We start from the raw sequence: 23,073 nt of genomic DNA on the forward strand, positions 1-23,073 counted from the left end.
TCATGTTAGGACGTGATTAGGCTGGAGGGAATGAATATAACTATGCATACATAGGAGGGAACAGGATGAAAGGTCCTAATTTTCAATTAAGTTTACAAACTTCTAATCTAGTTATCGGTTTTATGGTATGGGTTATTTTATCATCATTAATGCCTTATATTAAAGCGGATATTCCATTAACTGCGGGACAAATTTCTATGGTAACAGCAGTACCGGTTATTTTAGGTTCTATTCTTCGTATTCCAATTGGTTATTGGACAAATCGTTTCGGAGCAAGAAAATTATTCTTTATTAGTTTTATTCTATTATTATTTCCTGTCTTTTATATTAGTGTTGCCAATTCAATGATGGATTTAATTATTGGTGGCTTATTCGTCGGAATCGGTGGGGCCGTATTCTCCGTAGGGGTAACTTCTTTACCGAAATACTTTCCGAAAGAGAGTCACGGTTTTGTAAATGGTATTTACGGTGTCGGTAACGCCGGAACAGCAATTACTTCGTTTTTAGCACCTGTTATCGCAACTTCAGTTGGTTGGAGAACGACAGTACAATGTTATTTAGTTTTACTTGCAGCATTTGCACTTATGAACTTTTTATTAGGCGATCGTAAGGAGAAAAAGGTGAATACACCATTAATGGAACAAATAAAAGGTGTATATAAAAATGAAAAACTTTGGTTTTTATGTATCTTTTACTTTTTAACATTCGGATCATTTGTCGCATTTACAGTATACTTACCAAACTTTTTAGTATCTCACTTCGGATTAGAAAAAGTAGATGCAGGTATGCGGACAGCCGGATTCATTGTACTCGCAACAATTATGCGCCCGATTGGTGGTTGGCTCGGTGATAAGTTTAATCCATTTAAAATATTAATCTTCGTATTTATCGGTTTAACACTTTCAGGTATTATTTTATCATTTATGCCTAGTATGAACGTGTATACATTTGGTTGCCTACTAGTCGCATTTTGTGCAGGGATTGGAAATGGTACAATCTTCAAACTCGTTCCAATGTACTTCTCAGAACAAGCCGGTATTGTAAATGGGCTCGTTTCAGCTTTAGGCGGACTAGGAGGATTCTTCCCGCCACTAATTTTAACATTACTATTCCAATTAACAGGTCATTATGCAATTGGATTTATGGCGTTATCAGAAGTCGCACTTGCTTGTTTAATCATTACAGTATGGATGTATAGCCAAGAGAAATTGTTAGTGATGTTAAAGAATCATTAATAAGGAAAAAGAACCATCCCAAAGTATTTTGGGATGGTTCTTTTAGTAATAGGCTTCAACATGTTTTTATTGCTATCTCAACAAACGCTTGTTTTCTATAAGAATGTGCTTTTAAAATGAAAAACAGAAGGTTGATGGAATTTTATTTTAAAATATAGATGTCAAAAGTTATTTAATTAAAGGGCAGATTAGTTAAGGAAATCTTAAATCTATTCTAAAGATCGAACTCATTTTTAGAATGTAAATATTTAATTGAATCGGGATGTTTAGATGAAAAAAATATAAGTCCACTCAAGATAAACAAGTATCAGGTGTGTTAGGTGACTCAAGCGACAAGTATGGAATTGATGTAAGTATTCTTCGCATAGTAACTGCAGTATCAGATTTTTTTAGGGCAAGATTTTTTGGTAAGGCTAACGGATATTGTGAAAAAAGTACACTTAAACTAAAGAATACAGTTTAGTTCAATAAGATAAAGTTATGAATTTGTATAAATAATCTATAATTTTCTTTATGAGTCATATTTGATATGTTAAAGAAAAGAGAGCGTTTAATCCAACTAAAATATATGTAGAATGAGGTTTTAAATGATTATTTTTATTATATTAGACGTAATATTACCAATATTAATATTGCTGCTAATTGGTGCAATTTTACAAAGGAAGTTCCAATTTAACTTAAAGCAGCTATCTACACTTATTACTTATTGCTTGATGCCAGCGGCTGTATTTATGAATATATATGATATTAGTATAGAGACAGGTTTGTTGCTCCAGATAATATACTATTTAATGCTTTATAGTTTGAGTCTGATCATAGTAAGTCATTTCATTTCAAAAACATTAAAGTTAGAAAAAGGAGAAAGTGCAGCTCTAAAAAATAGTATTTCGTTAATGAATTCCGGTAATTATGGATTACCAGTAAGTCAATTGATTTTCAGTCACAATCCAGTGGGGGTTTCCATTCAAATTTTTATTGTGATTTTCCAGAATCTTTTAACTTATTCATATGGGATATATAACTTACTATCAGCAACAAAAACAATCGGAAGTATTATTCAATCATTTCTAAGACTGCCTGTACTTCATGCGCTTGTATTAGGGGTTCTCTTTCAATCTTTTAAAATTCAAATACCTAATTCTATCTTTCTACCTCTTAATCAGCTTGCGAATAGTTTTGTTGCAATAGCAATCATATTGCTAGGAGCGCAATTATCTAACATTAAGCTTAATTTTTTCCATCGAGTCATAACATGGGCTTTAATTGGAAGGTTACTGATGGGACCATTATTAGCACTTGCCATGATCTATCTACTAAACATTGATGGTATTGTTGCACAATCATTATTTATTGCAAGTTCTTTTCCTACTTCAAGAAATACATCAACCATTGCTATGGAGTATCAAATAGAACCTGAATTACATGCACAAATCGTTTTATTTTCAACACTTTTCAGCATTATTACAGTAACTGTCGTTATTTATTTGTCATATATTTTGTTTTGAATATACGTGCAAAAACGATTAGATTTGAGGCGGTAAATGATGGACGGAAATCCCATCGATATGAGAAGAAAACAGTCTTAGATATATTGGGTGTCGTTTACAATTGTACCATGTCTGATCATCAAGCAGTTTAATTCAAAAAAAGGAAACGCATTAGGGGCTATTTCGGATGCAAATCTTTAAAGCATCTACATATAGACTTGCGAAAAAAGACACAATTTCGCTTATAATTGACGTTACATGAGCTTAGTTTGATAGCGATGGGGTGGGAGTGTCAAGTAAGAATTTTTTCTTTATTGATTTTATGCGGTTTTTCCGCAAAATTGTAACTAAGGAGGGATTCCAAGTTGAGTAAACAGAATATCAGCACAACAGTTTCAGGAGATATAATTGTTACCCATCTAGTTGGAAATATAAAAACAGATGATGTGTATGAATGGTTTAATGGTTTTGAGCAGGTTTGTCAGCAATTCATTTCTGAAGGGCGGAAATACAAATTGTTGGTGGATAGAAAAGGATACACGCCAAATCATTTTTCTGTTCAAAAAGTATGGAAAGAGAAGTTCTTCAATGAAATCATTTTGAATAACAGTAAGGCAATTGCATTTCTCCTTGAAGAGGGGGAGATAATGGATTATTTACAACAATCTAATACGAAAGAATCTGTGAGATTTTTTGATGATTATGAACAAGCGCTAATTTGGTTGAATGAATATCCAATATAAAACCTGTATTGAAGCAGTTGCTCTCAAGCAACTGCTTTTTTTGTCCGTAATTGTTGCCGTTATTTTTCTTCACAGATTCTTGTTCAATTGTTTGTCTGATCCTAAAAAGCGAAACTAAAGCAAAAGGAACAAACGCCTCTAAAAAACGTTTGTTCAAAGTTAATTACTATTTTAGCTAAGTGATAGATTACATTTTATGAGTACGAGAAAGCTTGTTTATAAGTTTAGGAAATATAGATGTTAGTTCCTGCTTCAAATGCTTCGTAAACGATGGATCTTTACCTGAAGTTGAAATAGTGACAACATATTCATCATGTCGGATGACACCAGGTGTGTGAAACGATGATTTTGTACCATCACTTACGACGTTAACCCACTGGAAATCATGGGCGGCCTGTTTGACCATCATATTTACAGCATGTTGATTTGTAGCTGCATAAATAAGATGAGCATCTTTAATATCATTATTACTAAAAGCTTTTTGCTTCCAAGTAATATAAGGAAGTTCCTTCATTTCCTCGCAAATTTCTGGGCTGATAACGGTGACAAAAGCGCCTGTATCCTTTAATCCGGACGCTTTTCGATATGCGATTTTACCACCACCAACTATAACGACCACTTTTTTATTTAAATTAAACATAAGAGGGTACATGTTATACATATATGCATTCCTCCATTCGTTCTAATAATGTTAACTTCATGTATCTATCAAACTGAAGACAGTTACAAGTTGTAACGTGATCGTATTTGTTTGCATGCAATTTAATTTTTTGAAGTAATAATCCGGTAAAGAGAAGGTACGGCATGACATATACATGGGATGAAGTCGATGTTATAGCCTTGAGCTCAGCAGTAAAAGAGGGAGTTCCTTTCGTTAAAAAGGAGCACGATACTGGCATACTGAGTTTTCGTTCGACGGCTGCTCCGATTTGTTGTAATTCATGTAACGGCTGTGGATCACTACTGCCTCTCCCTACGAGTAAAACACTACTACCTTGCATTGGCATAGTTTCACGTATTCTTTTTACTACAAGTTCAACCATATGTGGATGTGTACTAAAAGGTTGTACAACTGAAAATGTTATATGTGGATATTGCTTTTGTATTTTCTCTATCTCAAAAGGAATATCACGTTTATAGTGAGCTGCTGCAAATAATAAAACAGGTACAATCATTATTGCAGTTGCACCCTCTAGTATTGCTTCTGTAACTGCATCCGAAATGGTAGGTGTCGTTAGTTCTAGGAAAGCTATTTTTTGAATCTGTTCGTTACGTTCTTTTATAACAGATTGAATAAAGTGAATGAATTGTTCGTTACCTTTTTGCAAGCGGCTCCCGTGTCCAACATATACAATTCCTTTCATCGTACCACCAAATCTTTCTTCATAATCATGTCTTGTAATTGCTCATCTACATTATGAAAACCGACTTTATTCGCATAGTGTAAAGTTGGAACGTCGGTATACGAGAATGGGAGAGTAAGAATATTGATAAAGCCTAGGCGTTTTATTTCTGCTAGAAACGTATCAATAGAAGCACGACCTTCAAATACAATGCTGTCCCATGAGAATTCAGAAAGCATACGGGAATGAATTTCATCGAAGCGATGATCAATTGTGTACTCATGAGTCATCATATAGGAACCAGCACCAATTTTTTCTTGAATAACAGCAATTCGGTTAATGTTTCGTCCTAAATAAATCGTTGAATTCGAAGAAAATTGCGCAGGTTTACTTAACAATCCATATTGCATAAGCTTTTCTTGAATAGAAAGGTTCATATACTGAAGCTCTGCCTGTAAGGAGCGAATATCTTTATGATATTTACTACATGATTGCACTAAGATGTCTACACTCTCAGCGGAACAAAATACAAGACGATCAACGTTAAAAATCTTATTAATTTGTTCAGAGGTTAATGTGTATTCTTTCTTTTGGAAAATTGGAATTTGATATATTTCTGCACCGGACTCTTGTAACATTTGCTTTATTGCGCTTTTTTTATTCGTTGCAGATGCAAGTAAAACTTTCTTGCCGTGCAATGGTTTACGTTCTTTCCAAGCGATTTGATTCCGTAAAGTAACAACATCACCAACAATTGTCATAGAAGGGTTAGAAATATTTTCGTCTTTGACGATAGAAACAATGGTGGACAGTGTCCCTGTGACTACACGTTGTTTACCAGTTGTACCCCATTCAATGACGGCTACTGGTGTATCTTTTTTCTTTCCTGCTTGTAGTAAGTTTTCACAAATTGTAGGTAAGTTTTTTATACCCATGTAGTAGGCGATCGTGTCGCTATTATAGGATGAATTATATTTTCCATGATCGGTTAAAGGGCCTTTTGCATGCCCAGTTAATAAAGTGATGCTATTACTGTAGTTACGGTGGGTGAGGGGGATACCTGCATAGCTACTAGCGGCGATGCTAGATGTAATACCTGGTACGATTTCATATGGAACGTTCGCTGCTGCTAAAGTTTCTGCTTCTTCACCAACGCGGCCAAAAATAGATGGATCTCCGCCCTTTAATCGGACAACGATTTTTCCTTCTTGTGCGAATTGAAGGAGGTGGGCGTTAATCATTTCTTGTCGCATAATATGATTCTTTGGCATTTTGCCGCAATACATAAGTTCACATGTTTCTTTTGTATAACTAAGAAAGAAAGGGTTTAATAAACGGTCATATAAAACGATATCTGCACGCTTTAAACAATCTATCGCTTTCTTTGTAATAAGCCCTTCATCACCTGGTCCTGCACCAACTAAATATACATATCCGTTCATAATCGCACCTCTTCTATTTTTATGTAAAAGGAAGCCAGAGGAGGCTTCCTTTCGTAAATTACATGTTTATATAAATGTCACCATCAATAACTTCTACTTCGTATGTTTGGATACAGCCGTCATCAGGTTTTTGCACTTCACCTGTTAGTAATGAAATTTTCCAATCATGCAGTGGACAAAAGACGAATTCTCCAGATACAATTCCTTCTGCTAACGGTCCGTTTTTATGAGGACAACGATTTTCTACAGCTCGAATATCTCCATTTGAAAGGCGGAATAGGGCGATAGACATACCATTCATTTGCACCTCTTTACCGATTTGAATAGGAAGGTCTTCCGCACGCATAACTTTTATTTTTTCTTTCGTTTGTATCATATAGATCACAGCTCCTTATTTCACAGTTTCTACTTCATACATCGCTTTTAATGATTTCGTTTCTAGTGCTTGTCCCCATGCTTCTTTATATGTGCCACGAGCTTTTTGGAAACGTTCATTTAACTTAGTGACCATATTTGCATCTTGCAGTATTTCTTTTATGTGATCGAAGCCTAAACGTTCTGTCCAGTAGGCAGTACGCTCTCCATAAATACCAGTTTCACGATAATATTGCATATAAGCTGTAGCGATGCGAAGGACATCATCTTCAGTAGGGACAATCATTACAAAATCAGCTTCGCGTACTTCCGTACCACCATTTCCGCCAATATAAAGTTGGTATCCATTTTCGACACAAACAACGCCAAAATCTTTCGTCAGTACTTCCGCACAGTTACGCGGACAGCCCGTTACACCCATCTTCATTTTATGAGGTGTATCTACCATTTCTAATGATTGTTCAAGCAACATACCAAGTCCTAATGAATCTTTCGTACCGAAACGGCAGAAGCGAGAACCAACACATGATTTTACATTACGAAGCGATTTTGAATATGCATATCCCGAAGTCATATGTAAGTCAGCCCATACGTTAGGTAAATCTTGCTTCTTAACACCATATAAGCCGATTCGGCTTGCACCTGTAATTTTCACAAGAGGAACATCGTACTTTTTCGCAACTTCAGCAATTTTCATTAAATCATCAGCTGTTGTAACGCCTCCGTACATGCGTGGAATAACAGAGAATGTACCATCGTGCTGGATGTTACCATTCATTCTTTCATTAACGAAACGGGACGATTTATCATCTTCATATTCTTCTGGAATCGCCATACGTAAATAGTAGTTTAAAGCAGGACGACATTTTGAACAGCCTTCTTCATGTATAAAACCAAGAACATTTCGTACTTCTTTTGGAGATTTTAAGCCTTTCTCGTGAATGGCCGCTACGACTTCATCACGGGATAAAGTTGTACATCCACACATACCGGCAGATTGCGCTGAGGCATCAAAAGCATCTCCAAGTGTATGAGATAAAACTTGTTCCACAAGCGGACGGCATTTACCACAAGAACCTGCGGCTTTCGTACAGCCCTTAACTTCTTCAAAAGTCGTTAACTCTTGTTCTAAAATGGCGTGAACGATTGTACCTTTCGTAACACCATTACATCCGCAAATCGTGTCATCCGCACTCATTGTAGCAACGTCAAGTGCACTTTCTTCACCAGCTTTGTGGAGAAGGGAAGCGGCTGTATATTCTTGTATATCCTCTTCTTTCTTTAACATGCTAAAGAGGCGGGTACCGTCAGCTGTGTCACCATATAAAACGATACCGACGACTTTATTGTCACGAATTAATACTTTTTTATAGGAACGTTTACATTCATCAAAGATGGATATTGCTTTCGTTTGGTCATCTTCATAAATTTGGCCAGCAGAGAATAAATCACAACCTGCAACTTTTAATTGTGTACCGACGATACTGCCCGTATATCCATCAGTTTGTAAATTCGTTATATGTTTTGCTAATATCGCACCTTGTTCATAAAGAGGAGCAACAAGTCCATATGCGATACCGTCATGTTCTGCACATTCTCCAACTGCATAAATAGATTCATCATTTGTTAGCATATAGTCATTGACTACAATACCGCGATTTACAATTAAACCAGCATCTTTTGCTATTTGCGTATTTGGGCGTATTCCGACAGCCATTACGATTAAATCACAATCTACAACTTCACCATCTTCAAATTGAATGCCCTCAACATGGTCTGTACCAAGAATTTTTACAGTTTTCTTTTCCATTAGAAATTGCATGCCTTGCGCTTCTAAATCTTCGCGTAATAGAGAAGCTGCTTTGGCATCTAGTTGTTGCTCCATTAAGCTTGGCATTAAATGAACGACATATACGTCCATTCCTAAATCAATAAGACCTCTTGCAGCTTCTAAGCCAAGTAATCCACCACCAATGACAACAGCCTTTTTCTTTTCATTAGCGGTATCAATCATAAATTGTGTATCTTCAATAGTTCGAAATCCTGTTACGCCAGGAAGAGTAGAACCTTCAACGGGCAAAATAAAAGCACTAGAACCTGTTGCGATAATTAGTTTGTCATATGTAAGAGTACGATTTTTTTCTGTGATAATTATTTTTTCTTCTCGGTTAATACTTTGAACCCTTTCATCTGTATACAAAGTTATTTCATTTTCCTCATACCAACTATATTCATTCATAATGATATCTTGCATATTTGTTTTGCCTTGTAAAACATGAGAGAGCATAATGCGATTGTAGTTTGGATGTGGTTCATCTCCAAAAATAGTAATCTCATATGAATCACTATCATGTTTTAATATTTCTTCCATACAACGTATGCCAGCCATACCATTTCCGATCATAACTAAACGTTTTTTCATTTTCGTTTCCCCTTTTTATGTGAAGTGTTGAACAAAGGATTATATTTCTATTATAGAAAATTTAAAAAGAGGGAGATGTGATATTTATCACATTTTTACAATGATTCACAAATTGTTAAAATTCGGACTTATTCGAGAGGGATGTGTATATTCTTTACCAAATGAAAAAACAGGACATAAGTATTTACTTACACTCATGTCCTGCACTTAATTTACACTCTCGTAATTGCACGTGGAAATAAAATGTTATTTTCTAAATGAATATGCTCAAATAAATCAGACTCTAGTGCTTCAAGGCGTTGGTAAACAAGTCGATAAGTGCCGCAAGCTCCTTCTGGAGGAGTAAAGTCATTTGTAACTTTACGAAGCTCTTTAATAATGTTGCCTGCGTGGTTATGTTCATTTTCCAACTCATCTACTACTTTACGTAACTTCACATAGTTTTCTTCAGTTGGATTTTGTTCAAATTCTAAAATTAATGGAAAATCTTCTGTTTCTTCTTTAATTAAATGTTGTTCTAGTTCCATCTTTAGTTCATGAAATAGCTTATGAATTTGAGCTAAATGAGGCTGACTTGCCCCATGAACACGTAATACTTTTGTCACATACGGACTTAATTGTGGCAACTCTTCATTTAAATAGCGATGATGCTTATTTATAATATAATCAATCAATTCGCGATAAGAAGCATTTTTCCAATCAATTTCAGATTCATTTAATCGTTTCATATTATTATAAAGCGTATTTAACTCTGTAAGCACTTCAGTAGCTGATAAATTTCTTTCATGAATTGCATCAATAAGCGGTTTATTGCCACCACAACAAAAATCTATTCTATATGATTTAAAAAAATCACTAGCTTTCGGGAATTGTGTAACGATCTCACCGACAATAGAAGTTTCAGTAAATGTATGTTTCATATGAACGCCTCCATAAAGTTTGAATGTAATTACTAAATTAAGAATAGCGATAAATGAAAATCAATGTGGTGATTGAAATCACTTATTATGTGTCATTTTTGAGAATAATAGTATGAAATTTATTTAAGAACACATCTAAATAAGAGAAAGGGATATTAAATGTAAGGCATTACAGTAAAAAAAGAAGCTTTTACTAAGCTTCTTTTTTATTACTATTATTCGCATGCAACTCCATCGCCGTCTCTATCTAGTTTACGACTATATCCTGGTTGATCTTTATATAGAGGAGCTTTCCCCGCAGCTCTAACTGCATCACAATTTTTGTAATATGCACTACTAGTATTTCCTGAGGTAGGTTGTGTTTGAGTTTGCTGTGCTTTTTGCTCTTCTTGTTGCTTACGAGCTTGTTCATCAGCCTGACGTTTTTGCTCTTCTTGTTGCTTACGAGCTTGTTCATCAGCCTGACGTTTTTGTTCTTCTTGTTGTTTACGAGCCTGTTCATCAGCTAGACGTTCTTCATCCTCTTGCTTACGAGCTTGTTCCTCGGCTTGACGTTTTTCATCTTCTTGCTTACGAGCTTGTTCCTCGGCTTGACGCTTCTCATCTTCTTGCTTTTGAGTTTTTTCGTCAGCCTCTTTCTTTTCTAGTTCTTTTTTCTTTTCGCTATCTTTTTGTTCTTCATTGTTAGAGGCAACTTTTGTACTAGTTGCTGTCGTTTTTTCAGAAGAAGGAGCTGAAATACCTAATAGCGCAACAAAAATGACAAATAATACGGCTGTAATAATAAATTGTTTTTTTGCTACACCTGTTTTCTTAATAACAGATAATATTGCAAGTACAAGGAAGAATATAAATAGAATGAAACTTAAAATAGCAAAAAATTCGATGACTGGGTGTTCAGATTTTGTTGTACCAGTCACTATTAATATAATTGAAATCATAAAAAGAATAACGGTAGGACGTCCATATTGTTTTGCTTTTCCATTTTTTTTAAAGAATGAAATGATACATAAGATTAAAAGAATAAAAGCAATAAAAAATAAAGCTGCACCAATATTACTCAAAATCGCCATTTTCATACCTCCATTTGTAAGATTTTTCTTATTGATTATATAGGAACTTATTGGATATTACACGTTTTATATAAATTTAGAAAATTAATATTTTTACTAGACTTATAAACATTTATTTGCATATAAGGGAAAATAGATATATTTACTATTACTTTTTGAAAGAGATTTCATAAATTATAGTATATCGATTGAAAGGAGGAGATTTGAATGGAATTTCAATTGTTGGTAACTTGTATATTACAAGAAGGTAATGCTTACTTTTTAGTAACGAAGGTAGACGATGTTATTACGTTAAAAGTACCGATTACTGCGGGAGTAGCAGGTTTATTTTTAGCTTTAGGTGTACCAAGATGTTCTTAATTTAAATATCTATAATAGAAGAGGAAGGGACATGCCTTTCTCTTCTATTATTACATAATATAATTATGTAAACTTTAATATCATATTTGTGATAGCACGTTTGAAATGGACATGCATATACTATAATGTTTCATTGGATGTTAGGGGTGGAAGGTAGTTTTAATAAGTGCATCCAGTGATGTTTTTAAGCTATGAAAATAAAAGAGGTGCTATTATATATGAAAAGAAAAACATTTGATATTCCAGTTACATTGCGAAGAGAGTGGTTTTTAATAGAGTTAGCTCATTTAACGAAAAAATATGGAATTGAAATTGTAACTAGCAAAATGGGTGCTGCACCGTTTTTAAGAGATCAAGTTACAGAATCAAAGATAGGGAAAGGGTTACAATACGATAAATATGATGATGAGTATATAATTGAAAATTAAAGGGTAACAACAAAATTAAATTAATTTATAACAAAATATAAAATAAAGCAGATTCTAAATATAGAATCTGCTTTATTATGAAATACTTCTAGTCAACTAACCTCTTTCTAGTGTTTTTCCTACATATTTCTCTTGCGTTATTCCAAAAGATTCACGAAGAATGCGAGCATAATCTTTAGATTCTATTGGTCGTTTATTTTTGGTGCCTTTAAAGGTTTCTGTGTAATTTTTATTTGTTAACGATATGTGACCATAAGTAGTTAATTTACAAGTGATAGCCCCTTTATTAAAAGGAGATTCTTTATGCTCTACAATCACTTTTTGAATGTTATTCACTTTTTTCTCATCTATTGGATCTAAAGTGAAAGCATAACCTATTTTCCATTCATTTGAAGGTTCAGATTGTAAGAAACTTGTAGATTCTCCGTTAGCTCCTTTTCTCATTTCTAAAATATGCGTACCTTTTCGAGTATTTCGTTTACGAATTCGATATTCTCCTGTTTGAGAGGAGATGGCTTCTCCTTTAAAAGGGACTGGATGTAAAGGGAGATGAGATGCAAAACCTGCATCCACAACATAATCTTTATTCTCATGACTTAATATGATAATGACATGACCATCATCGGGCTTCCATTTATTATCGTAAAGATCATAAACAGTACCGGCTACTTTGTATACTTGAAACCCACAATCAATTAAAAAATAATACAATAAGGAGTTTAATTCATAACAAAGTCCACCTCGTTTTTGAATAAGTAACTTTTCTATTAAGTTATCTTTTGAGATATTTTTAATAGTACCAGCCATAATATCAAGATTTTCATAGGGGAGAATCATTCCCATTTTTAATAAGATTTCATCTAAATCATCAAATGTTATTTCTTTTGCAGGAATTTTTAAGCGTTCAAAAAACTCCTTTTGTAAATTGGTCATCATAAAGTATTCTCCTTTCTTTTTACAGAATTTTCTTCTGCTCACCGATAGGTTAGTACTTCTACAAGGTTAATTCAAGTGCGCGGAAATTATCATAATATATGTTTCTGGAAATATGATTGTTTATTCGGAAATTTCAGTTTGATTTTTAATTGTAGGAAAGCCTTACAATATAGGGTCCTTTAAAATTATTTTGTATTTAATGAAAAGAAAGTACATATCTTTATTATGTTTTTAAATAACTAACTAGTAATAAAATGTTTTTTTACTAAAATTTTTTCAAGATTTGTATGCTTTATATAAACAATAATGATTTAAAAAATATCTGGATGTAGCGAAGTTAACAATTATTGAGAAACTTTTTTGTCGTATTCTATCAAAAGGAAGAGGTAGAAACAAAGAGAATAACGAGAGTTAAGGAAGAGGGTACACAACTAGTAACCTTCTAAAAATAGGGCTAACATCTTTTTAAAATCAAAGATTAGCTATTATTAAGGAAGGGAAAATATAAAATATTATAAAGAACACCTTCTTTCAAAAAAATAGGGGGAGTAATATGAGACTGATGAGAAGATATGTGGCCTTACTAATTGTATTTTTTATCATGGCTCCAACGATTAGCACAAATGTACAGGCAGAAGTTGTAAAAGAGCTTGGAAAGGGGTTTCCTGACACAGAAGTATTTACACCTGGGGAATGGTTTTTAGGCCAAAAACCTGCTAATTATGATGAGAATAAACCACCAATTCTCTTTGTACAAGGAAGAAATGGTAATGCGGATAGTTGGTATGGAAAGACAGTATATCATGATATAAATGATATGTATGATTATGCTTTGAAAGCAGGCTATCAAACAGTGTTTATACAATTATATGATGCTGCGGGGAAAGGTTCGGCTAGTCAGTGGGATAACGGAAAACTGTTAGCACAAAAACTTGAAGAAATATATAATCATTTCGGTAAAAAAGTTAATATTGTAGCGCATAGTAAAGGTGGTATTGATACACAAGCCGCATTAGTTGAATATGATGCGAATCGATTTGTTGGAAATGTTATTACACTTGCTACACCGCATCACGGCTCAAATTTAGCAGATTTGTCATATAGTTGGTGGGCAGGGTGGCTAGCTTCTATATTAGGTCAAAAAGATGATGGTACGTACTCGTTACAAATAGGTGAAATGGCAAAGTTTCGTTCAACAATAGATAATAACCCAGCAGCTAAATTAAACCGTTACTATACGGCTACTGGGACTAGCTGGGGGCCAACATTTTCTGCATTATCTATGGGCGGGTTATATTTATCATCGTACGGTTCAAATGATGGACTAGTAAATGAATGGAGTGCGAAGCTATCGTACGGTACACATTTATTTACAGATTCCAGATTTGATCATGACAATATAAGAAAAGGATCAGCTGTTTTTACACGAATCGAACCATATTTACGTACGACAAATGTGGAATTACCAGCTTTAGTAGCATCCAGCACTAGTTCAAATGAAGATCTAGAACAATTAAATACAACTTCAAATCAAAATATTTTAGGAGGCGAATTACCACAAAATCAGTGGATAGAGCAAACCGTTACAGTTGATAAAAAAGCGGAAGGAATCGTTTCTGTACTAACTGCTTCTTCTGATGTAGAAGTACAAATGGTATCTCCAAAAGGAAAAATATATGCAAATAAAGATAGCGCTATAACTACTGGTGAAGGCGAATCTTTCTTTAATGGGGCGACAATTAGAACATTTAAGTTTGATAAATTGGAAGTAGGCGAATGGAAAATCAAAATGATGGCGAAGCAGTCGAAAGATGCATATTTAGTTGTAAGCGATTACAAGAATGACGCACCATTTGTTCTTCAAATACCTACAAAAGTTAAAGTAAATAAACCTGAGTATAAACTGAAAAAATCACCAATGGCACCTGAAATGAAAGGGGATCTTTCCATAACAGTAAGAGTCGTTAATAAAGAAGGTAAGTTAGTCTCTGAATTTAATGAATTACAAAATGTTAATACGAATACATTTACAGGTGCTTTGAAAGATATAAAACAACCGGGAGTATATAACGTTACGATGGATATAAAAGGGATGAATAAAGAAGGAAAACCATATAATCGTACGATTGTTAAGTCGGTTTATGTAGAGAAATAAGGAAGAATAAATAAGCATAATATAAAAGTGCAGAAATCTTGTGTTAGAAAGAATTCTGCACTTTTTTTGCGTGATGAGAGATAATAAAAGTCGAAGAAAACTGTTATTCAATAAAAAAAGATGCTGAAATAGCATCTGAATGTGAAGAAATAATATTAACTTAGTTTTGTAACTGTTAATTCAACTGAATTTATACCATTGTCACAAGTTACAATACTTTGACGATTAAAGCCACTATTATTTCTAAGTTGAAGAGTTGAATTAGCTGGCACTGTAACAATCGTTTCGCCAACGAGTTGAAGACATTCGTTATTTGATGAAGTATTCATTTGAATAGCGAAGTCACCTTGACTATTAGCAAGTGGATTGTTATTTAAAAATATAGTTATGACTGGGATATGTGGAAATACAGGATTTAAAGTAGTATTAATACTGGAAATGAACGAAACTCTATAATCACCAGCTTGTCTAAATTGTATAGTAGTAGGGTTTAGTAAGGAAACGCCTCCTGCTAAAGGTCCAACGTGATTAAATGGAAAAGGGTTTCCAAAAGGAACAGTTATAAATTCAGTTTGCCAAAAAGTTCCGTATGCAGGACAGCTTCGTTTATGTGAATGGTCACATGAACATTTTTTATTTGAACTGGAAGAAGATTTGCATGAGCATTTTTTATACGAGTTTGAAGAATGATAGTATGAACCCAATATATTACCTCCTATTCTTAATAAATGTAAAACACATAATAGTTTATGAAAATGAATCACAATTGGCGTGTATGCTTGTACTATAAAAGGAGATAGATTTGGAATATAAAGTGGTCAAATGATGAAATGTAGTATTGGGGTATTACCTTTAACACTTTTTGAAGATGATAAGGTTCAGAATTTGATAGAAAAATGAATGGGATTTCTAAATGGATTGAAGTAACGAGGAAACGTTTATCCCGCTATTTTCCGAGCAGTAAGACTCCCACCTCAAAATTCAGCGAAAGCAAAGAAGTTAGGTGGGGATGAACAAAACCCCCCACTGAGTAAAGTTTCACTTTACTATATTAATTTCGTATGACAAAACAGCAATATTATCTTTTGCTGTATGGATGTTATCGTTTGGTGAAGCTATGATATTTAATCGTATGTATATTAGATTATTTATTTTTTGTTTTTATTTGTGTAGCTGGGCAGGAAGAAGTCAGAAAAAATAGAATAAATGTACATATGAAGCATCGTTTGTTTTTGGTGTGAATAGTAATTAAAGATACGCTAAAATATTTAAAATTGTAACGAAAGAGAGATTAAATAATAGAAGGAGCAACTTACATGGAAAATATATTAAAGGTATCTTCAAAATCAAGCCCAAATTCAGTCGCAGGTGCAATAGCAGGTGTACTAAGAACAAGTGGTAATGTGGAAATTCAAGCGATTGGGGCTGGAGCTATAAATCAAGCGATTAAAGCAATTGCGATTGCAAGAGGGTTCGTCGCTCCAAGTGGTATTGACTTAGCTTTTGTTCCAGCGTTTCAAGAGATTTCTATTAATAATGAAGAGAGAACAGCGATTAAATTAATTGTAGGCCCTAGAAAGAAAAGGTCTTAGTAGAAGAGAGTGTTACTATAAGGGGAAAAGACTAATAGACTTCCCAGGTTAGATACGTTATTTTATGTAACCGATCCTTGGGTGTGGACACGGCATTATACCGGACGCATGTCTGTTAATTTCTCCTTAAATTTAGCAGGTGTTCTAAATACTTAAAAATGCCAAATCCTTTGTGATATAAGGGATTTGGCATTTTTGATGTTTTTAAAAATAAACAACCTTAAAACTGCTCATTTAGAAGATTTAGTTTTAGTAGCGGCCATTGAACGTTTTTATGATAGTTTACCTGATAAATGGAGAGAAATAGTAGCAGACAATATTGATTGTGCTAGTTATGTAGATGGGAAATATGAAGCGCACGTTTTAATGGAAAATGGTATGGAAATAAAAATAGAAATCTTTTATGTGGAAGAAGACAAAGATGAAGAATGGATATATAAAGCTTATAAAGTTTTATTATAGAAATTTCATTTTCATACAAAGGGGAATTGATATGAATTTTGTAAACTTTGAAACACAAGAGCAATTTAAACAGTTACAAAAAAATAATGTTGTAATTGTGAAATGGAAAAAAAGCGTAAGGCAGTACAAGGAATTAGGAGAAATCACACATCATAATTCTTACACAATTAATCGTATAAATGAATTGATTTTGAAAATAGTTTAGATGTTGTTGGAAATATAGTTAGTATATGTCCGAACTGTCATAGGTTGATTCATTATGGAAGAGACAAAGATAAGAAAAAAGTTTTAGAACTTCTCTTTGAACAAAGAAAAGATTCTTTGAAGAAGTTCGGTATTGAGGTATCTCTCAAAGAGCTATTTGGATACTATGGAATTCTAAAATAAGAATATTCATAGCTATAGTGAAGGTAGAATGTTTCATACTTAAACATAGCTATTATTGTGATGGAAATTTAAATTTCGTCTTTTGAAAGTATCAATAATTTGTATTATTTTTATAGGGTTATATATTTTTCTTTTGCTCTGCTGTATAGCAGAGCTCTTTTTTTTTGTCGTACAAAAGCCACCTATATATGTGAAGTGCCCCCCAATTGTTAGGCTGTGTCTAACAATTGGGGGGCACTTCAGTCCTGTCGGGCGGCTTCTTTTAATTTATATTCACCAATTCATCAAACTTAAACTTAGTATTCAAACCAAAGGCATCTGTACAATATATAGTTTTCATCATCGGTTCAATATGTAATACATTTATGTACATGTCTTGCACCATTCCATCACGATAGTATGAGATATGTATTTCTTCTTCCTCGTGAAAAGATTGCATTAACGCTCTTTCTATTCGTTCCATAGTATCTTGTGTTAAAAAAGGTTTAGGTACTTTATATTGTTCCTCAAACATTCTATGTATTTCCTCGTATTGCTCCGGTATTGAAGCAAACGGATTCCATTTCACCATACCTCTTCCACGTACTACAGGAAAGCTGTTATATCCCATGATGTAATACCTCACTTTTGTTTTTTTAACTCCACTACAAACAAACATGTGTTCTTTTTTAAGGTTTGAAAAGGGACCATTTTGTTAACATGAATATTCAAAAATAATTTTTTCAAGTTAGAATATTCAAAAACTTATTTATGCAAACAAGCATGTCATGATAACATTTAACAAAAGGGGGTAGAAGTAGATGAGTGTTGACATTATTTCTAAAGAAGAAATCACAAAATTATTAAACGAATGGTATCAAGCTATGATTTCACAACGTGTATTACAGTCTCAGAAAATAAAAGAAGATATTGCAAATAAAATCAATAATATTAAGGAAGACCAAACAATATTAGTCTACTACGCTTTATTGAATGCACGGTATAAACTGCTAATTCGGGATATGGATAGTACAAAAGATATTCTGGACAAAATCGAGCCTTTACCAGAGTCTACAGAAACATTTTTAGAGTACTATCATCATTTGTTTAAAGCAATTTACGCTATTAATAAAGCAAACCATAGTGAAGCAAGAATGCAATTTGAAAAAGCTGAAACGTTTTTAGAGTACATGCATGATGAAATTGAAAAAGCTGAATTTAATTATTGGCTTGCAGTCCATTACTATCACGTATTAAAACCGATCCTAGCAGTTCAATTTGCTACAAAGGCGAATGAAGTATTTTCAATTAGTCCAGGGTATGAATTAAAAACTGCAGCATGCTTAAATACTTTAGGAATGGCACACATTCGACTAAATGAATTCGAAAGTGCAGAGGAATATTTACTTTCAGCACTAGGTACCTTCCAAAAATCTAATGATGAACTTCTTATTAAACGAGTTAAGCATAATTTAGGACTTTTATACGCAAGTCAAAACATGCCAGAGTTAGCAATTAAACACTTAGAGGATTCATTAGAAAATAACGCTAAAACTATGTTTCTTTTAGCAAGAGAACATTTTAAGTTAGGTTATAGTCATATCGCTAATGAATATATTGAGAATGGCTATAAGATTAGCGACTTATGTTATCGTCATCATTTCCGAATTTTAAAAGCAGTACATAACTATGTACCGCAAGAAGAATTAGAAAATGTGGTTATAGAAGGTATTTCGTATTTTGAAAAAGAAGAATTATATGATTGGGTAAAAGAATATGCTTCTCTTTTAGGTGAAAGATTCTATGGTTCAGAAAATCACAGAAAAGCAAGCAAGTATTTGCACATCGCTTTAGATGCAGACAAAAAGAGCATAGAAAGAAGGGCGCTAAAATGAAAAAAGCAATCTTATTAATGATGATGTTATCGGCTGTTTTTACTTTTGGTCTTACTAATGTAAAAGACATACCACAAAACGAAGCAATTGAAGTGTTTATGGATCATGGAGAACATATTTAAAACCTAAGGAAGAGGGCGCTTATAGTGTCCTCTTTTTAATATCTATTATTTATATGATGAGGTTGCAGGTACGTCTTTTGGTTATTGTTTGATAAACGTAAGATGTTTCTAAAAATGTGTATACAAAGGTGTAATTTTGTACTGTATATGTTCACGTACTATATAAAAAAGTATGAAAATCTATAAAAATAATTATTTCAATAAAATTTGTTTTAGATATTAAAAAGTGCCAAAACCCTTGTGGTATAAGGGGTTTGGCACTTTTGTGTTTTTTATATTTTATCAAATAAACAATTCTAAAACTGTTCATTCTTCTCCCAAGATTCAACGATATAATGTGCGATCGTCGGATTGAAGCCTTTACCAACTAAAAACATAATCGCAGCAACTTCTGTTAATGCGTGTTCATGTGATGTATGTTTTGCTTCATTTAAACCGTAATCTACCCATGGTTTTACGAAATCTAGTACGGGTTTCTTGAAAGGTAAAAACTGTGTACCGACAACTTGTTGAATTTGTTGTTGTGTTGGTTCAGTAATTGGTCCAGGTGGTAAGATTTGTGGTTGTGTAATGTCTAGTGTTGGTCCAGGTGGTAAGATTTGTGGTTGAGTTGGATCTATTGTTGGTGGTTTAGGTGGTGAGACACGTACGTCGTAGTTTGGTTGATACATTTGTTGTTGGTATTGCGGTTGTTGTGGTTGAGTTGTGTATGGATTTTGTTGATATTGTTGTTCTTGGTTTTGTGGTGCTACATATGGATTTTGTTGATATTGTTGTTCTTGGTTTTGTGGTGCTACATATGGATTTTGTTGATATTGTTGTTCTTGATTTTGTGGTGCTGCATATGGATTTTGAGGATATTCATAATTTGGACGTGTTTCATATGGATTTTGTTGAAATTCAGTTTCTTGATTTTGCGTTGTTGCATATGGGTTTTCGTCATATTGTGGTTCTTGCTGTTGTAACTCTTGTTCTTCGTATTGTTCTGTGTATCTCTGTTCTTGTTGTTGAGGATACAATGGTTGCCTTGGATAAGGCGGTTGATTATTATAGAACATGTTTATTCCTCCTTCATGATGATGCCTACCACCTAGTGTATGGGCGGACAAGAAAATATGTGATGAAAAAATGCGGGCGTGTTACAATAAGTAACTGGGTGAAGATAAAATGACAAAACAAGAAAAAATTCAAAAAACAATTACTTTTGTAAAACATATTTTAGAAAAAGATGCGAGTGGGCATGATTGGTATCATATTGAACGTGTACATAAAATGGCGATTTCTTTATCTGAGCAAGAAGGTGGAAATCGTTTTATAATTGAAATGGCAGCATTACTTCACGATGTGGCAGATGAAAAGCTAAATGAAAGTGAAGAAGCAGGAATGAAAAAAGTTTCTGATTGGTTAGAAGAGCTACGTGTTGAAGAAAAGGAAAGTAAACATATTCTTCATATCATCGCCAATATGTCTTATAAAGGTGGCCATGGCGGTAAAGTGGATTCACTTGAAGGGAAGCTTGTTCAAGATGCGGATCGCTTAGACGCCCTTGGAGCAATTGGAATAGCTCGTACCTTTGCATATGGCGGGGCGAAAGGCAGATTAATGTATGACCCAACTATTCCGCCGCGTGAAGAAATGACGAAAGAAGAGTATAGAAAAAATAATGATCCATCTTTAAATCATTTTTATGAAAAACTTTTGAAATTAAAAGATTTAATGAATACGAATGCAGCAAAACAAGAGGCTGAAATTCGTCATCGTTATATGGAACAGTTTATTGAACAATTTATGAAAGAGTGGAATGCACAAATATGAAAATGTTAACTGTGGAGAACTTATCAAAATCATATGGAGAAAAGCCGTTATTTGATGGATTATCATGTAGTATTACAGAAGGACAACGTGTCGGAATTATTGGTGTAAACGGTACTGGTAAATCGACATTATTAAAAATTATTGCAGGATTAGAAACTCCTGATACAGGTGATATGACGCATTCACGTGGGTATACAATTAGTTATTTATCACAGCAACCAGAGTTTGATGAAAAACTAACAGTATTAGAGCAAGTGTTCCATGGTGATACACCTTTAATTCGTCTTCTTCGTGATTATGAAAAAGCACTATTAAATATTGAAAAAGATCCAAGTAATGAAAAAGTACAGGAACAATTATTTGCAGTGCAGCAACGTATGGATGCAATGAGTGCATGGGAAGCAAATGCAAATGCGAAATCTCTTTTAACGAAATTAGGAATTACGGACTTCACTGCAATTGTTGGGAATTTATCTGGTGGACAGAAAAAACGTATCGCAATGGCACAATGTTTTATTGAAACGCCTGATTTATTAATTTTAGACGAGCCTACGAACCATCTTGACCATGAGACAGTTGAATGGTTAGAAGAATATTTAGCAAGATATACAGGTGCGGTATTACTTGTAACCCATGATCGTTATTTCTTAGATCGTGTGACGAACCGTATTTTTGAATTAGATAATGGTAAACTATATAGCTACGAAGGAAACTATAGTACATTTTTAGAAGCGAAAGCACTTCGTGAAGAGCAAGAATTGGCACAAGAATCGAAACGCCAAAATTTATATCGTCGTGAACTTGCTTGGATTCGTCGTGGTGCAAAAGCCCGTTCTACGAAACAAAAGGCGCGTATTCAGCGTTTTGATGAGCTAAAGGAACAAGAAGGACCAGCTGCAAAACAGTCAGTTGATATTGCACTTAGCGGTAGCCGTCTTGGGAAAAAAGTACTTGAGTTAAAAGATGTAACGAAAAAATTTGGTGATAAAACGGTATTAAACAACTTTAATCATATTGTGAAACCAGGCGATCGCATCGGAATTATTGGAGCGAATGGAAGCGGGAAATCTTCGCTATTAAATATGCTTGCAGGTAAGTTATCTCCTGATAGTGGTGAAATTGAAGTTGGGCAAACTGTAAAAGTTGCTTATTATACGCAAGAAAATGAAGAGATGAATTTAAATCAGCGTATGATTGAATACATTAAAGAGATTGCAGAAGTTATTCATACGACAGATGGAAAAGTAATTGGTGCATCTCAAATGTTAGAACGTTTCTTATTCCCGACGCATTCACATGGTACACCGCTTGGTAAACTATCTGGTGGTGAAAGAAGACGTTTATATTTATTACGTATTTTAATGGGAGAACCAAACGTACTTTTACTTGATGAACCTACGAACGATCTAGATACACAAACATTAACAGTACTAGAAGATTATTTAGAAGATTTCCCAGGTGTCGTTTTAACTGTATCGCATGACCGTTACTTCTTAGATAAAGTAGTAGATGAACTGTTCATCTTTACTGGCGGAGGCGGAGTGCGTGAGTTCCTAGGTAGTTATACAGATTATTTAGAAATGGAAAAAACGAGAGAACTTATGGAGAAAGCGGAAGTTCAAAAAGAGAAAAAAGTTGTAGAAGAAGCTCCAAAACAACAACGTAAACGTAAACTTTCATACAATGAGCAGCGTGAATGGGAAACGATTGAAGATACAATTGCCGAACTTGAAGAGAAAATTGAGTCAATTGGAGAAGAACTTGCGAAAGTTGGATCTGACTTCACAAAGGCACAAGAATTATCTGAAGCACAGCAGAAAACAGAAGAAGAGCTAGAAAAAAAGATGGAAAGATGGAGTGAACTATCAGACATCATTGAAGGATTAAAATAAAAACAAGCTG

The 23,073-nt window shown here is 33.9% G+C and carries 24 protein-coding genes and 1 pseudogene; 14 read left to right on the top strand and 11 right to left on the bottom strand.

Annotation, left to right across the window (positions count from 1 at the left end; all coding sequences use genetic code 11):
• Positions 1-65 precede the first annotated feature (65 nt).
• The 3 genes from narK to MHI26_RS10765 all read left to right on the top strand — a co-directional run bounded on the left by narK (position 66) and on the right by MHI26_RS10765 (position 3,465).
• Positions 66-1,235 (top strand): nitrate transporter NarK, encoded by a 1,170-nt coding sequence (gene narK, locus MHI26_RS10755; protein WP_060703609.1) that lies wholly within the window; start codon positions 66-68, stop codon positions 1,233-1,235.
• 587 nt (positions 1,236-1,822) lie between these two features.
• Positions 1,823-2,740, top strand: a complete 918-nt coding sequence (locus tag MHI26_RS10760; RefSeq protein WP_061666627.1) for an AEC family transporter — start codon at positions 1,823-1,825, stop codon at positions 2,738-2,740.
• Between the two features lie 347 nt (positions 2,741-3,087).
• Complete coding sequence (locus tag MHI26_RS10765) at positions 3,088-3,465, top strand: hypothetical protein (RefSeq protein WP_000043368.1); 378 nt, start codon at positions 3,088-3,090, stop codon at positions 3,463-3,465.
• A 187-nt stretch (positions 3,466-3,652) separates the two neighbouring features.
• Here the strand turns inward: MHI26_RS10765 and MHI26_RS10770 are convergent, their stop codons facing one another.
• The 7 genes from MHI26_RS10770 to MHI26_RS10800 all read right to left on the bottom strand — a co-directional run bounded on the left by MHI26_RS10770 (position 3,653) and on the right by MHI26_RS10800 (position 11,040).
• Positions 3,653-4,126: a precorrin-2 dehydrogenase gene (locus MHI26_RS10770; RefSeq protein ID WP_000282583.1), complete on the bottom strand. Its 474-nt coding sequence runs from the start codon at positions 4,124-4,126 to the stop codon at positions 3,653-3,655.
• Complete coding sequence (locus MHI26_RS10775; RefSeq protein ID WP_000676488.1) at positions 4,119-4,829, bottom strand: sirohydrochlorin chelatase; 711 nt, start codon at positions 4,827-4,829, stop codon at positions 4,119-4,121. The genes MHI26_RS10770 and MHI26_RS10775 overlap by 8 nt, the downstream gene beginning before the upstream one ends.
• Entirely contained in the window at positions 4,826-6,250 is a 1,425-nt protein-coding gene (locus tag MHI26_RS10780) for a uroporphyrin-III C-methyltransferase (protein WP_001014927.1), read from the bottom strand. The genes MHI26_RS10775 and MHI26_RS10780 overlap by 4 nt, the downstream gene beginning before the upstream one ends.
• A gap of 58 nt (positions 6,251-6,308) precedes the next feature.
• Positions 6,309-6,626, bottom strand: a complete 318-nt coding sequence (nirD, locus tag MHI26_RS10785) for a nitrite reductase small subunit NirD (protein ID WP_000616697.1) — start codon at positions 6,624-6,626, stop codon at positions 6,309-6,311.
• Positions 6,627-6,641: 15 nt separating this feature from the next.
• Complete coding sequence (gene nirB / locus MHI26_RS10790) at positions 6,642-9,047, bottom strand: NADPH-nitrite reductase large subunit (RefSeq protein ID WP_000746933.1); 2,406 nt, start codon at positions 9,045-9,047, stop codon at positions 6,642-6,644.
• Between the two features lie 212 nt (positions 9,048-9,259).
• Positions 9,260-9,967: an iron-sulfur cluster repair di-iron protein gene (gene ric, locus MHI26_RS10795; protein WP_061666626.1), complete on the bottom strand. Its 708-nt coding sequence runs from the start codon at positions 9,965-9,967 to the stop codon at positions 9,260-9,262.
• Positions 9,968-10,182: 215 nt separating this feature from the next.
• Positions 10,183-11,040 carry an excalibur calcium-binding domain-containing protein gene (locus MHI26_RS10800; protein ID WP_061666625.1) on the bottom strand — a complete coding sequence of 286 codons (858 nt, stop codon included), beginning with the start codon at positions 11,038-11,040 and terminating at the stop codon, positions 10,183-10,185.
• Positions 11,041-11,247: 207 nt separating this feature from the next.
• Here MHI26_RS10800 and exsG point away from each other — a divergent pair, with 207 nt between their 5' ends.
• Both exsG and MHI26_RS10810 read left to right on the top strand, forming a co-directional pair.
• On the top strand, positions 11,248-11,400 hold the full coding sequence (gene exsG, locus MHI26_RS10805) for an exosporium protein ExsG (protein WP_000395679.1): 153 nt from the start codon (positions 11,248-11,250) through the stop codon (positions 11,398-11,400).
• Positions 11,401-11,618: 218 nt separating this feature from the next.
• On the top strand, positions 11,619-11,828 hold the full coding sequence (locus MHI26_RS10810; RefSeq protein ID WP_061666624.1) for a hypothetical protein: 210 nt from the start codon (positions 11,619-11,621) through the stop codon (positions 11,826-11,828).
• 96 nt (positions 11,829-11,924) lie between these two features.
• Here the strand turns inward: MHI26_RS10810 and MHI26_RS10815 are convergent, their stop codons facing one another.
• Entirely contained in the window at positions 11,925-12,764 is an 840-nt protein-coding gene (locus MHI26_RS10815; RefSeq protein ID WP_000988895.1) for an arylamine N-acetyltransferase family protein, read from the bottom strand.
• A gap of 553 nt (positions 12,765-13,317) precedes the next feature.
• Between MHI26_RS10815 and MHI26_RS10820 the strand changes: the two genes are divergently transcribed.
• The gene (locus MHI26_RS10820) at positions 13,318-14,919 is read left to right on the top strand and encodes an esterase/lipase family protein (protein WP_061666623.1); all 1,602 of its coding nucleotides are present in this window, start codon (positions 13,318-13,320) and stop codon (positions 14,917-14,919) included.
• 155 nt (positions 14,920-15,074) lie between these two features.
• On the opposite strand, the gene MHI26_RS10825 is transcribed toward MHI26_RS10820, so the two are convergent.
• A complete protein-coding gene (locus MHI26_RS10825; RefSeq protein WP_000536156.1) occupies positions 15,075-15,623 on the bottom strand; it encodes a hypothetical protein in 549 nt (182 codons plus the stop codon).
• A gap of 612 nt (positions 15,624-16,235) precedes the next feature.
• Here MHI26_RS10825 and MHI26_RS10830 point away from each other — a divergent pair.
• From MHI26_RS10830 to MHI26_RS10845, 4 genes and pseudogenes are all read left to right on the top strand, one after another.
• A complete protein-coding gene (locus MHI26_RS10830; RefSeq protein WP_000427801.1) occupies positions 16,236-16,511 on the top strand; it encodes a stage V sporulation protein S in 276 nt (91 codons plus the stop codon).
• A gap of 186 nt (positions 16,512-16,697) precedes the next feature.
• Positions 16,698-16,973 carry a hypothetical protein gene (locus tag MHI26_RS10835; RefSeq protein ID WP_223308685.1) on the top strand — a complete coding sequence of 92 codons (276 nt, stop codon included), beginning with the start codon at positions 16,698-16,700 and terminating at the stop codon, positions 16,971-16,973.
• Positions 16,974-17,004: 31 nt separating this feature from the next.
• Positions 17,005-17,178 (top strand): hypothetical protein, encoded by a 174-nt coding sequence (locus MHI26_RS10840; RefSeq protein ID WP_001012095.1) that lies wholly within the window; start codon positions 17,005-17,007, stop codon positions 17,176-17,178.
• Positions 17,160-17,360: pseudogene (locus tag MHI26_RS10845) on the top strand (HNH endonuclease); the annotation flags it as partial. The gene MHI26_RS10840 and the pseudogene MHI26_RS10845, both read left to right, overlap by 19 nt.
• Before the next feature lie 262 nt (positions 17,361-17,622).
• Here the strand turns inward: MHI26_RS10845 and MHI26_RS10850 are convergent.
• Positions 17,623-17,970 carry a YolD-like family protein gene (locus MHI26_RS10850; protein ID WP_061666622.1) on the bottom strand — a complete coding sequence of 116 codons (348 nt, stop codon included), beginning with the start codon at positions 17,968-17,970 and terminating at the stop codon, positions 17,623-17,625.
• Positions 17,971-18,160: 190 nt separating this feature from the next.
• On the opposite strand from MHI26_RS10850, the gene MHI26_RS10855 reads away from it, so the two are divergent.
• Together MHI26_RS10855 and MHI26_RS10860 are read left to right on the top strand one after the other, a co-directional pair.
• On the top strand, positions 18,161-19,234 hold the full coding sequence (locus MHI26_RS10855) for a response regulator aspartate phosphatase (protein WP_000109862.1): 1,074 nt from the start codon (positions 18,161-18,163) through the stop codon (positions 19,232-19,234).
• A complete protein-coding gene (locus tag MHI26_RS10860; RefSeq protein ID WP_000709202.1) occupies positions 19,231-19,356 on the top strand; it encodes a hypothetical protein in 126 nt (41 codons plus the stop codon). Before MHI26_RS10855 ends, MHI26_RS10860 begins: the two co-directional genes overlap by 4 nt.
• Positions 19,357-19,652: 296 nt before the next feature.
• On the opposite strand, the gene MHI26_RS10865 is transcribed toward MHI26_RS10860, so the two are convergent.
• Positions 19,653-20,414, bottom strand: coding sequence for a hypothetical protein (locus MHI26_RS10865; RefSeq protein WP_061666621.1), 762 nt, complete (start codon positions 20,412-20,414; stop codon positions 19,653-19,655).
• Between the two features lie 109 nt (positions 20,415-20,523).
• Here MHI26_RS10865 and MHI26_RS10870 point away from each other — a divergent pair, with 109 nt between their 5' ends.
• The gene (locus MHI26_RS10870; RefSeq protein WP_000165969.1) at positions 20,524-21,171 is read left to right on the top strand and encodes an HD domain-containing protein; all 648 of its coding nucleotides are present in this window, start codon (positions 20,524-20,526) and stop codon (positions 21,169-21,171) included.
• Positions 21,168-23,063 (top strand): ABC-F family ATP-binding cassette domain-containing protein, encoded by a 1,896-nt coding sequence (locus tag MHI26_RS10875; RefSeq protein ID WP_061666620.1) that lies wholly within the window; start codon positions 21,168-21,170, stop codon positions 23,061-23,063. The genes MHI26_RS10870 and MHI26_RS10875 overlap by 4 nt, the downstream gene beginning before the upstream one ends.
• Positions 23,064-23,073: the final 10 nt, after the last annotated feature.

This window comes from Bacillus sp. FSL K6-1218, from assembly GCF_038006445.1.
Taxonomy (GTDB): domain Bacteria; phylum Bacillota; class Bacilli; order Bacillales; family Bacillaceae_G; genus Bacillus_A; species Bacillus_A thuringiensis_S.